The organism is Micromonospora sp. NPDC052213, assembly GCF_040679695.1.
Taxonomy (GTDB): Bacteria; Actinomycetota; Actinomycetes; order Mycobacteriales; family Micromonosporaceae; genus Micromonospora.
Genome location: NZ_JBFAVI010000207.1, coordinates 1 through 11,207 on the forward strand (window position 1 = coordinate 1; position 11,207 = coordinate 11,207).

General features: G+C 70.6%; 14 protein-coding genes and 1 tRNA gene. 12 read left to right on the plus strand and 3 right to left on the minus strand.

Going from position 1 to position 11,207, the window contains the following annotated elements:
* Window positions 1–820 (minus strand): tetratricopeptide repeat protein (locus AB0L34_RS30235; protein WP_363708663.1); only part of this gene is annotated, 820 nt, incomplete at its 3' end.
* 222 nt (window positions 821–1,042) lie between these two features.
* Here AB0L34_RS30235 and AB0L34_RS30240 point away from each other — a divergent pair.
* Window positions 1,043–1,129 (plus strand) — tRNA-Leu (locus AB0L34_RS30240).
* 281 nt (window positions 1,130–1,410) lie between these two features.
* On the opposite strand, the gene AB0L34_RS30245 is transcribed toward AB0L34_RS30240, so the two are convergent.
* A complete protein-coding gene (locus AB0L34_RS30245; protein WP_363708665.1) occupies window positions 1,411–1,677 on the minus strand; it encodes a hypothetical protein in 267 nt (88 codons plus the stop codon).
* 92 nt (window positions 1,678–1,769) lie between these two features.
* Here AB0L34_RS30245 and AB0L34_RS30250 point away from each other — a divergent pair, with 92 nt between their 5' ends.
* From AB0L34_RS30250 to AB0L34_RS30260, 3 genes are read left to right on the plus strand one after another with little or no spacing between them, the layout of a single operon-like run.
* Window positions 1,770–2,345: a hypothetical protein gene (locus AB0L34_RS30250; protein ID WP_363708667.1), complete on the plus strand. Its 576-nt coding sequence runs from the start codon at window positions 1,770–1,772 to the stop codon at window positions 2,343–2,345.
* Window positions 2,288–2,785: a tyrosine-type recombinase/integrase gene (locus tag AB0L34_RS30255; RefSeq protein WP_363708688.1), complete on the plus strand. Its 498-nt coding sequence runs from the start codon at window positions 2,288–2,290 to the stop codon at window positions 2,783–2,785. The genes AB0L34_RS30250 and AB0L34_RS30255 overlap by 58 nt, the downstream gene beginning before the upstream one ends.
* Entirely contained in the window at window positions 2,755–3,423 is a 669-nt protein-coding gene (locus AB0L34_RS30260) for a hypothetical protein (protein ID WP_363708669.1), read from the plus strand. The genes AB0L34_RS30255 and AB0L34_RS30260 overlap by 31 nt, the downstream gene beginning before the upstream one ends.
* Window positions 3,424–3,492: 69 nt before the next feature.
* On the opposite strand, the gene AB0L34_RS30265 is transcribed toward AB0L34_RS30260, so the two are convergent.
* Window positions 3,493–3,825, minus strand: a complete 333-nt coding sequence (locus tag AB0L34_RS30265; protein WP_363708671.1) for a heat-shock protein HtpX — start codon at window positions 3,823–3,825, stop codon at window positions 3,493–3,495.
* 208 nt (window positions 3,826–4,033) lie between these two features.
* On the opposite strand from AB0L34_RS30265, the gene AB0L34_RS30270 reads away from it, so the two are divergent.
* The 8 genes from AB0L34_RS30270 to AB0L34_RS30305 all read left to right on the plus strand — a co-directional run bounded on the left by AB0L34_RS30270 (window position 4,034) and on the right by AB0L34_RS30305 (window position 11,091).
* A complete protein-coding gene (locus AB0L34_RS30270) occupies window positions 4,034–5,101 on the plus strand; it encodes an XRE family transcriptional regulator (RefSeq protein ID WP_363708673.1) in 1,068 nt (355 codons plus the stop codon).
* 31 nt (window positions 5,102–5,132) lie between these two features.
* Window positions 5,133–6,308: a hypothetical protein gene (locus tag AB0L34_RS30275; protein WP_363708674.1), complete on the plus strand. Its 1,176-nt coding sequence runs from the start codon at window positions 5,133–5,135 to the stop codon at window positions 6,306–6,308.
* Between the two features lie 854 nt (window positions 6,309–7,162).
* A complete protein-coding gene (locus AB0L34_RS30280) occupies window positions 7,163–7,591 on the plus strand; it encodes a hypothetical protein (protein ID WP_363708676.1) in 429 nt (142 codons plus the stop codon).
* Window positions 7,592–7,958: 367 nt separating this feature from the next.
* Window positions 7,959–8,096: a hypothetical protein gene (locus AB0L34_RS30285; protein ID WP_363708678.1), complete on the plus strand. Its 138-nt coding sequence runs from the start codon at window positions 7,959–7,961 to the stop codon at window positions 8,094–8,096.
* A 3-nt stretch (window positions 8,097–8,099) separates the two neighbouring features.
* Window positions 8,100–9,494 carry a terminase family protein gene (locus AB0L34_RS30290; RefSeq protein ID WP_363708680.1) on the plus strand — a complete coding sequence of 465 codons (1,395 nt, stop codon included), beginning with the start codon at window positions 8,100–8,102 and terminating at the stop codon, window positions 9,492–9,494.
* 23 nt (window positions 9,495–9,517) lie between these two features.
* Window positions 9,518–9,961: a ParB N-terminal domain-containing protein gene (locus tag AB0L34_RS30295; protein WP_363708682.1), complete on the plus strand. Its 444-nt coding sequence runs from the start codon at window positions 9,518–9,520 to the stop codon at window positions 9,959–9,961.
* Window positions 9,962–10,059: 98 nt separating this feature from the next.
* Complete coding sequence (locus AB0L34_RS30300; RefSeq protein WP_363708684.1) at window positions 10,060–10,818, plus strand: hypothetical protein; 759 nt, start codon at window positions 10,060–10,062, stop codon at window positions 10,816–10,818.
* A 6-nt stretch (window positions 10,819–10,824) separates the two neighbouring features.
* A complete protein-coding gene (locus AB0L34_RS30305; protein ID WP_363708686.1) occupies window positions 10,825–11,091 on the plus strand; it encodes a hypothetical protein in 267 nt (88 codons plus the stop codon).
* Window positions 11,092–11,207: the final 116 nt, after the last annotated feature.

The window sequence follows — 11,207 nt, forward strand, 5'->3', positions numbered from 1 at the left end:
GCGGACCCGGGTAGGGCTGGGCCGGCGGCTGGTGTGGCACCGGCGCGGCGCCGGTGTGCGGCGGGTACGGGGGCGCGGGGGTGTGCGGCGGGGTGGCGGTGGCCCGAACCGGACCAGGCGGACCCGGAATGGTGGGCGGCGGCGGGATCGGCCGGTGGTACGGCGGCGCGGGCGGTGCCGTGGGTGGGCCGGCGGTCACCGGTGGCGCGGGCGGCTGCGCGGCCGGAGGCTGCACCGTCGGGGGCTGTGCGGCCGGAAACCGGGGTGGCTGGGGGATCGCGGTCGGCTCGTGGGGCCGCCACGCGGTGGAGAGGGCGGCCAGGGAGATGGTCGGCTCCGACAGGGCCGACAGGCCCGGCCGCGCGCCCGGCGCGGGCTGCTGAGGGGCGGGAGCGGCATCGCCGAGATACTGCCGGGCCGTGCGGACGGCCGGGTGCTCGACACCGAGCACGGCGGGGCCCAGGGAGGCGACGAGGCTGTAGTTGCGGCGTGCCTCGTGCCGGTTGCCCAACTCGTGCGCCACTGCGGCCAACTCGAAGGAGAGCGCCAACATCAGCGGGTCGGCGGGCGGCCAGCGTCGCTCGCCGGCGGCGTACGCCTCCTCCAGCGTCCGGCGGGCGGCGCCCGGGTCGTCCGCCTCCCGGTGCAGGCGGGCCAGCAGGTGCGCGGTGCTCAGCACATCCGGGTGATCCTTGCCGTACGGCGGCCGAGCGGATCCGACGGCGTCGGCGAGCAACCGGCGGGCGGCGGTGAGATCGCCCGCGGCGCGCAGGGCGAGGGCCCGATGCTGGACGGCGGCCAGGGGAGAGGGATGGGACACGTGGTCATGCTGCCGGGTCGGACCCGCCGGACGCCACCCGGGCCCACCGGTCGGCGTCGGTCGTCCCGCGTCGTGGACTGGCCCGACCTGCGCGGACGCACAGGCCGGAAGCCGATGTGCATGATCCACCCGGGCCGTGTACAGTAACTCCTCGTGCGGCCCGCCAGAGCGGCCTACGGGTGATGAGATCCCCCAGGTCGGCGCGGTAGGCTGAACGAGTAAGTCCGGGTGGCGGAATGGCAGACGCGCTAGCTTGAGGTGCTAGTGCCCGTATAGGGCGTGGGGGTTCAAGTCCCCCCTCGGACACCAAACGAACGACGCAGGCTTTGGGCCGCTGACCTGGCAGAAATCAGGTCGGTGGCCTTGATCGTTTTCGGGGCTGTCGCCCCCACGGGATCACCACGGGATCACGGGCTTCGAGCCCTTAGCGGGCCGCGCGATTGTGCCAGCCGAGCGATACGGCTGCGGTCCGACCGTTCCGCATACAGGTGTGGGTGGCGGCAGAGCCCGCGACGCCGGGTCGAGGCCGCCTGTTCGCGTGGAGGAACAGTGGGCACAGATCGAGAAGAGGCAGTACGAGGGCGGCAAGGTCACTCGGTGGCGGGGTGAAGTGGCGCACCGGCGGCACCGGCCGCTGGGACGGCCAGCAGTTCGACTACCAGGTGGACGCGAAGCGGTTCAAGGCGCTCGTCGACGCCGCCGGCAACCAGCGGCCGACGCCGGAGCATCTGGCCGAGCACGGCTTCGCCGAGCTCCTTCCCGCTGGCGTGGCCGCCCCGGTGCCGGAGCCCGCCGAGGGCGTGCTGACGTTCCGGGCGTACGCCGAGGAGTGGCTGGGCACGCTGGTGAAGCCGCACACGGAGACGCTCCGCAAGTACCGGGAGCGCCTGGAGAAGCACGTCTACCCGCGCCTGGGCGACCGGCCGATCGTCGACATCACCCGCGGGAGATGCGCGAGTGGCAGCAGGGCCTGCGCGACGCCGGCCTGTCGGCGAAGACGATCGCCAACATCCGGGGTGAGACGGTGGTGCCGATCTTCAAGGCGGCGTGCCGGCCCGGCGAGGACGGCGAGCCGGCCGTGCGGACGTCGAACCCGATGGACGGGCTGCCGCTGCCGGAGGGCCCGCGCGCCGGGCGGGACATCCTGGAGAGCCCGGACGAGGCCCGGCTGTTCCTGGAGGCGGCGTACGCGGTCGACCCGGAGGCGGCGGACCTACTGCTGTGCAAGCTGGCGACCGGGCTGCGCTGGGGTGAGGTGTCGGCGCTGCCGCCCCGGGCGGTCAACGTTGCGCGGGGCACGGTGTCGATCGTGCAGGTCCTGCGGAAGGTGAACCGGCGGTGGGTGATCGAGCCCAAGCCGAAGACGAAGCAGGGGTACCGGGAGGTGCCGCTGCCGCTGCCGGTCATGCGGATCGCCGCCGACCGGGTGGCCCCGCCACGCGGGAGAAGGGGCGCGAGTTCGTGTTCGTGGCGCCGCGCGGCAACCACTGGCGGTACGAGGACTTCTACGAGGGCCGGTGGGTGAAGATCCGCGACCTGGCCCAAGAGAAGGGCCTGCCGCGCCGGATGACGATGCACGGGCTGCGGTACTCGCTGCTGACGCTGCTGGCCACGGAGGGCGTCGACCTGGCGGCGCTGCGGACGATGGCCGGGCACGCGAGCGTGACCACGACGATGAACGTCTACGTGCACACGACCCCGGCGGCACCACGAGCCGGTGCGGCAGATCGTCGGGGACTTCCTTGGCGTCGACCAGCTGGTGGCCGCCGGGCGGTAGGCGGCCCCGTACAGCACAGCGGGCGGCGAGCCAGTGGGATTGGCTCGCCGCCCGCTGTGGACCGCCTATGGGCGGTCAGCAGCCGCAAGTCTGAACTGCTCCTTCGCCCACGGCGGCACCGATTTCCGATCCGCGGTCCTGTCGGCATGATGGGAAGATGGACCATCATGAGCTGCGCCGCCAGGTGATACGTCGGCTGCGTTACGGGCTAAATGTCGTGGCCCTTGAACAGGATCTGGTACCACCTGAAGGTCCCTTCGATGTTGCCCTGACCAATGGACTCGCCGCCATCGTGGCCTGCGACCACCCCGGCTTGGAGCGCGGCTCGGACGGCAGGATGCTGCCCGCTAGCGGGCTGCTCAAGGTTCTTGAGGGTGCGGGCACGGCTCTCGACTATGAGGCCCTACGCGAGGCTCTCAAGATCACTCAGCCGATGCGTCACGGGCGGGCGGACGACGAATTTCTCTTGCCAGTTCGCCGGCACCTCGAAGCCCTCGTGGCCATCGACAGTCATCCAGCACTGCTTGTTCTCGAGCGCGCCCGAGAGACGGCCAAGGTCGATGACCTGTTGGCGAACCTGTATGCAGAGGCGGCTTCCGATGCGGCGGGATTTGCTCTCATGTCGCCAGATGATCAGATCTACCAGCCGGACCTTGAGGAGTGCGACGAGTGCTGGCGCATCACGTTCCTCCCCGCGGGCTTCGATGAGTTCGGTGGTACCAACTCGCAGGGGCGGTGCTTTGCCTGCGGTTACGAGCGGGATGCAGAGACAGCATGGCGATATGCCCGCGATGCCGAGTGGGACCGGGTCATGGGCAAGGACTGATGCTGTCGGACAGGTCCCGTTTGGGGGAGCCGCCCGCCGCTGGTGACCGGCGGGCGGCGCGGGTTGGGCTCAGGCGCGGCGCAGCTCGGCGAGCAGCGTCTCCACCCGGCTGCGGATCTCGTCGCGGATCGGGCGGACGGCCTCGATGCCCTTGCCTGCGGGATCTTCGAGCTTCCAGTCCTCGTACCGCTTGCCAGGGAACGCGGGGCAGACGTCGCTGCAGCCCATCGTGATGATGACGTCGGAGGCCTCGGCAGTGGCGTAGTCGAGGATCTTCGGCTCGTTGGCGGTGATGTCGATCCCGACCTCGCGCATGGCCTCGACGGCCACGGGGTTGATCTGGTCGGCGGGCTCGGAGCCAGCGGACCGGACCTCGACGGCGTCGCCGGCGAGGTGACGCAACCAGCCTGCGGCATTTGGGACCGGCCGGCTGGCCCATGCTTGCTGCCCCGTCGCGCCCCATGTCCATCTGATTAGGACGCCCTGGCGGCGGACCGGGCAGGGAGCGGGAATATTTTTAGCCCGATTTTTTAGGGTGGCGCTTGCGGTTTAGGGCTCGGGGTGGCTAATGTGGTCGATGGTGTGAGGCGGCGAGACGGAGGTGAGCTGGATGATCGAGTCGCTGGTTGCAGATCCCGGGATGCTCATCCAGGCGCGCGAGTCTCGTGGGCTGCGCCAGAACGAGGTGGCCCTGGCCATGTCGAAGCACCTCGGGACGACGGTCTCCCAGGCGTACGTCAGTAAGGCCGAAGCTGGACGCGTGAGCGTTTCGGGGGAACGCTTGGAGGCGTTCTCCGCCGCGCTGGGGTATCCCGTCGCCGTGCTCTGCGACGCTCCTGACGCGGAGGGCGTTGGAATCGGCCTGATTCACCATCGGAAGCGCGCATCTCTGGGTGCCCCGGCTCTGCGGCGCATTCACAACCAGCTGAAGTTCGGGCGGCGCCAGACTGCGTCACTTCTTGCCGCAGCTGGAGATCGTGAGCACCGCTTCCAGCGGCACGAGCTGGCTGAAGACGAGTCTCCCGAGGAGATCGCGCAGCTGATGCGTCGCGAGTGGAGCCTGGGCGACGGTCCGATACCCGACATGGTCGCCGTTCTAGAAGGAGCTGGCGCCGTCGTTCTCCTCCGGGACCTCGACACCCGGGAAATCGACGCGGTCAGTGCATGGCCCAGCGAGGGCAACCCGCTATTCCTCTTGAACGTCACGGCGCCCACCGATCGTGCTCGCTTCAGCCTCGCCCACGAGCTGGGACATGTGATCATGCACCACGTTCCAGGCGGCACGGTGGTTCAGGAAAAGCAGGCTGACATGTTCGCCAGCGAGTTCCTGATGCCGGCCAGGAGTATCCGTGAACAGTTGCGCCAAGGCGTCGATGTCAACCGCCTTATGCAGCTGAAATCCGTGTGGGGAACCTCTATGGCGGCGCTGGCCCGACGGGCTCTCGATGTGAACGCCTTGAGCGACTGGCAGTACCGCAACCTCGTGGTCGAGATGTCGATGTTGGGCTACAAGACGCACGAGCCGGTTTCTCTAGAGCCGGAGCGCGCATCGAAGATCTATGGTGTCTTGCAGGCCCTGATGCGGGACCAGGGCGCCACGGTGGAGGAGCTTGCGGCAACCGCCGGACTCTTCCCCGACGAGTTTCAACAGCTGTACCTGGCAACGCCGTCACACTGACGCCTTTCGGCGCCACCGTAAGAGGTGAGAGATGACGCAAAACCCTGTGCCGCCGTTGCCGAGACGGCCGGCTTGGGACACCGCCGCCGAACTGACCACGGCTGCGGAGCAGGCTACGCAGGACCGCATCTTCCTGTTGACCCGGCCGAAGGGCACCTGGGCGGTACCCCAGTACCTCGACCCGACCATCACCGGGTTCGCCCTGTGCGGCCCCGAGGGCGAACAACGCATCGGGGCACTCTCCGGGCGTCGCCGCCTGCCGGTGGTGGCCGACCTTGCCCACTACGAGAAGAGCACGGCGAGTCCTGAGACGCCGATGCTGTTCCCGGAGACCCTGTTCGGGCGCGATGGCTTCTTCAATGACATGCGGACCCGGTCGAACTCGGCGATCTTCACGCCTACCGCATACGTCGAGGCCGGAGAACCGGCCGCTCTCAAGGCCGTCCGTGCCGCGGCTCAGGAGGTGACCCGCACCGACGTGGTGGTCGTGGTGCCGCTGGACGTGACCTGGTTGCGCGACAACAAGATCGACCAGCTGATCGCGATTCTCAAGGCGATTCCTCACCCGATCGCGCTCGTCCTCGGCGGCCAGTACAACCCGACCGACTCCTACGCCGACATCATGAGGAACCTGCGGCGCGTCTACCAGGAGATAGGCCGGGTCGGACCGTGGCGGACCGACCCGGTGACCGCCCTGGATGCGATGGCGCAGGGCGGCATGTTCGCCGGCATCGGGTCCTCCGGGAGCCTGCGGCATCTCGTCCCTCCAGGCCAGGCTACGAAGATCACCGCACGGTTCAAGCCGTCGGTCTTCATCCCGGAACTGCTGCACTTCTTCCGGGCCGACACGCTGACCGAGCGATGGGCCAACGTCGACCCGCTCTCCTGTTGGTGCACTGTGTGTGAAGGGCGAGGGCTCGACCGGTTCGACAGCTACGACACGGGGGTTGACACCGAGGCTCGGGCCCACAACGCCGCGTCATGGTCCGCGCTCTGGGCGCAGATGCGCGCTCTGCCGACCGGCGTCGAGCGGCAACGGTGGCTGGCCGAGCGGATCCGTCTTGCGCACCTGGCCTACGAGACGGAGAACGAGCGCATCCAGCAGGCGAACGCCTTCAAGCCGTCCAAGACCCTGCAGCGCCTCGCGAAGCTGGCAGAAGGTGCCACTCCGAGGGTCATCGAAGGCGCGAGTACACCTGCTCCGTGAAAAGCCAGCCGGCGGCGGTGAACCGCCGCTGGACGAAGGGAGCCGGCGGCACCAGTACCTCCGCCCGCTCCGAGGGGCCGACCATCACCCCGACGCCGAACCGGCACGACTCACGGGTCATCGCGTCGACGTCTGATGGCGGGCGCCGGAGCCACATCATCCGGGCAGTGAACGGGGCGAACCTGCCAGCACGTTCCAACCCAGCCCGCCACCGCGTCGCCGGTACGACTGCCAGATCGATTCGCGCCGGACGGACAGCCAGCCGCTCAGCGGCTCCTGCGGCAAGCCGAGCCGCGCCGACGGGCAGGCGGCGCAGTGTGCCTTGATCACGGTGAGACAGCGAGGAGACCGGTACAGGCCACCCGACCGGGAGTGACATCAGCAACTCAAGGTAATCGGAGGACAGCAGAACGCCAAGACCGTCACGCCGACGACGTTCATGTTCGCCCTCATCGACCCGATGAGCGATGAGAACGTCACTGCCGAACATCTGAACGAGAGACCAGTCTCGATCGGCTGGGACGAAGTCAGCGACGCGGCGCGATGCCAGCTGGACCGTGTCCGTGCACATGTCCTGCAGTGCGCCACTCACATGATCACCCGTCTGCGTTCGCCCGACCGAATCGTGCCACGCACCTTGTCCCGCACTGGGCAGATGTCATGATCACGAGTATTTCTACCACCGATGTGGCGCTGGAGCCAGCCCGTCAGACGAGGTGGACGCACCTTCACGCCCGGCATGCACGATAGCTGGCCCGTGGTCTGAACAGGCCGAACCGGGCGCTGAATCTCGAACCCAGTCGCGGCAATCTCGCTTTAGGTGACGCGGCGAGGTAGCGGGTGGCGGCCGGTTGATGTCGTCGTGGGACCGGGAAGAGGACCGGCTGTACGCCGAGGGCCTGGCCGAGCAGCGGCGCGACATGGCGAGGCGGCACGCGCGGGTCGCGTCGGCGTTGCAGGCGAAGCTGGTCGCCCGGTTGCAGACCCTCGACGCGTCGAAGCTGACCCCGGGCGACGTCGCCCGCTGGCTGGAGGTGTCGACCCGCGTCGAGCGGCTGGCGCTGGGCCTGCCCGACTCGACCACCGCGCACACCGGCCCGGACGGCGGCCTGATCCGCGCCGAGGTCGAGCAGATGACCGAGCAGCAGCGCGCCTCCGGGCGTTCATGGCCCGAGGCCGCTGCCCGCGCCGGGCAGGCAGCCCCGGGGCGGGAGTCGGACGAGCTGGCCGGCGACCGGCACGAGGACGACGACGAGGAGGCGGCTGGTGGGCCGGAGGCATAGGGCAGACGAGGAGGTGTGGATGGCCGTGGAGGTGCGCGCCCCCCGGTGGGCGGTGGGGTGCGTGGCGGTCGGGTCGGTGCTGATGGGGCTGTCCGCCGTGGGGTTGGTGGTGCTGCGGTGGTGACGCGCGGCCCCCGGTCGGCGCGGCGGCTGACCGTCCACCCGGCGCCGGCCGCCGCCCCTGCGTACCGGACGGGCGGCCCGGTCGCCGGCACAGCCGAGGCCGACGACCCGCTGCCGCCGGCGCCGACGCTCCGCGTGCCGCCGCCTCCGCCGCTGAGCCGGGACCAGCCGCCAGCCCCACGCCCGCCGGGCGTGGGGCTGGCGGGCACTGCTCGCTGGATGGACGGCGTTGACGGCGGCGGCGGTGTGGGCAGGGCTGTGGTGGGTCGGGCCGGCGTCGCTGGGCTGCCCGGCGGCGATGCTCGTAGCCGGGCTGGTGCTGGCCTGGTGCGCGGCGGTGGACGTGCGCCAGCGCGAGGCCGAGATGCGCGGCGGGAGCTGAGCCGTGCTGCTGTCGTACCCGGACCCGGCCCTGATGACCGACGCCGAGCTGGCCGCGTACCTGCGCGAGGTGTCGGAGGTTCAGGGCCTCGTCCGCTACGACTGGCGGCGGCATGCCCGCCCGGAGCAGATGGAGCCGGCGTACTACCGGATCTGGATGCTGCTGGCGGGCCGTGGCTTCGGGAAGACCCGGACGGGCGCGGAGACGGTGCGCGGCTGGGCGGGGACCAGGCCGGGCGGGCGCTACGCGGTGATCGCGAAGACGCACCGCGAGGTGTTCAACGTCTGCTTCACGGCGCGGCGGGCCGGCCTGCTGGCGGTGATCCCGCCGAAGGAGGTGCGGACGTTCAACAAGGGCGAGCCGTACCTGGAGCTGACGAACGGGGCGATCATCCGCGGGTTCGGCGCGCAGGACCCGGACACGCTGCGCGGCTACGACTTCGACGGCTGCTGGCTCGACGAGTACGCGGCGTGGCCGTTGCAGACGGCGCAGGGCGTGTTCGACATGCTGTGGTTCTGCATGCGTGAGGCCCCCGACCCGCGCATGGTCATCAGCACGACCCCGAAGCCGCTGCCGCACGTGAAGAAGCTGCTGGCGCGGGCGAAGAAGCAGTTGTCGCGCAGCCGCCGGCCCCGGGTGGTCATCACGCGGGGCCGGACGCTGGACAACGCCGAGAACCTGTCGCCGGAGGCGCTGGAGGAGCTGCTGGAGCAGTACGGCGGCACGCGGCTGGGCCGGCAGGAGTTGGACGCCGAGATGCTGTCGGACGTCGACGGCGCGCTGTGGAAGTCGGCGTGGATCGAGGCTGGCCGCGTCGACAAGGACGACGTGCCGCCCCTGGTGCGGACCGTGGTGTCGGTCGACCCGGCGGATACGGTGTCGGAGACGAGCGGCGAGACGGGCATCGTCGCGGTCGGCCGGGGCGAGGACCGCGAGCACTACGTGCTGGCGGACCGGAGCATGAAGATCGCCGGCATGGCGGCGGCCCGCCGCATCTGGCAGTGCTACCTGGACGTCGACGCCGACGTGGTGGTCTACGAGGGGGCGTCGGCGTGGCTGCGGGACATCCTGGTCGACGCCTGGGTGGCCATGCATAAGGAGGGCCTGATCGGCGGCGGTGACCCGCCGATCGACGTGGTGCAGGCCCGCGCGAGCAAGCGGGTGCGCGCCGAGCCGGTCGCCGCCCGGTACGAGGTCGACCCGCCGAGGGTGCATCACGTCGGGACGTTCCCGGCGCTGGAGGACCAGCTGACGACCTGGACGCCGGAGTCGGGGGACAGCCCGGACCGGCTGGACGCGCTGGTGCATGGCGTGACGTACCTGCGGTCGAGGGAGTCTCGGCGGGCGGTGGTGGCGTCGCCGCTGCGCGGCAAAACCGCAGGTCAGAGCGGTTCCTGATTAGATGGCGTTGATCTTGATTGATGCGGTGTCTATGTACGACACGAGTCGTACGCCTGTTCACGTGGAGTAGGAAGGACCAGGCATGGCTCGGCGACCTCACCGAGCTGCGCGCCTCGATCGCCGCGTACGGCGTGTGGCAGGCGCTGACCGTCGTCCCCGAGGACGACGGCCACCGCATCGTCGCCGGCCACCGGCGGGCGGCAGCCGCCGTCGAGGCCCTGGAAGCCGGCGAGTGGCCGGACAACCTGCCCCAGACCGTGCCGTGCCTGGTGCGGCTGGACATGGTGGGCCTGGCCCCGGAGCACATCGTCGCGATGCTCGTCGAGAACGACCAGCGCGTCGACCTCACCGAGTCGGAGCGGGCCGCCGGGTACGCGCAGCTGGAGCTGTTCGGCCTCGACGTCGCCGAGATCGCCGGCGGACCGGCCGGCCGACGCAGCACGTCCAGTCCGCGCTCAAGCTGACGAAGCTCGGCGCCGCAGCCACCGCGGCGGCCGACGCCGGCCGGCTCAGCCCCGACGACGTTGCCGAGCTGGCCGAGTTCGAGGACGACCCCAAGACGATGGAGAAGATCCTCAAGGACGTCAGCACCGGCTGGGGGATCAAGCACAAGGCCCAGGAGGAGCGCCGCAAGCGGAAGGTCAAGGAAGCCATCGCGGCGGTCACCACCGAGATGGAAGCAGCCGGCGTGAAGATCGTGAAGCGGCCAAGGAGTGGCCGTACAACTGCGCGATGGCGCGCGTCGACCAGCTGGAGACGGCCGACGGCCAGAAGCTCGACCCAGAGGCGGTCAAGACGCTCGACGGGTACGGCGCGCTCATCGAGGAGCGGTACGACTCGGCCGGCGCGATTCGTCTGCCTCGACCCCGAGGCCCAATACAAGCGGACCGGGCACAGCTACTACAAGACCCCGGCGGAGATCGCCGCCAAGGAGGCCAAGGACAAGGCCGCCCAGGAGCGCCGCGAGCGGATGAAGGCGGCGGCGTCGGTGCGGCGCCGGTTCCTCGTTGAGAAGTACGGCAGCGCAAAGGGCGCGAAGACGCTCTTGGTCGAGGCGATGCGGTTCGCCGTGGTGTGGCCGGACTTCCTCCAGCACCGCGTCGACGGCGAGCTCATCAAGGAGCTGGCCGGCGGCACCCTGTCCGACGGCCTGACCGCCGGGCAGGACCGGCTGAACCGGCTGCTCGTCGCCCGGCTGATCGCCGCGCAGGAGCACAACTTCGAGCAGGTCGCTGACGGCCGGTGGAGCGCGCACAAGGACCTGATCGTGCTGTGGCTCAACCGGCTGGAGGAGGACGGCTACGAGCTGTCCGAGGGTTAGGCGGACATGCGCGCCGCGCTCATCGCCGAGGAGGAGCGCAAGCGCGCCGAAGCCGAGGAGGAGGCGGAGCGCTTGGCGTACGAGGCCGAGCTGGACGCCGAGGACGGCGACGACGAGTACGGCGACGACGAGGACGCCCCGGTGGTGGACGCCCACCTGCCGGAGCACGACGTCGAGGCTGAGGACGAGCCGACCGCGGCTGCCGGCGAGCCGGACCCGTGCGCCGAGGCCGACCTGGACGCGGGCGAGCCCGAGGCCGGCGGCGCCGAGTGACCCTGACCCTGCGGGTCGGGGGGGGGGGGGCCCCCGCCCGGGGGGGGCCGGCCGGGCCGGGCCGCCCCCCGCGGCCGCGGGGCGGGGGGGGGGCGGGGGGGGGCGGCGCCCCCGCC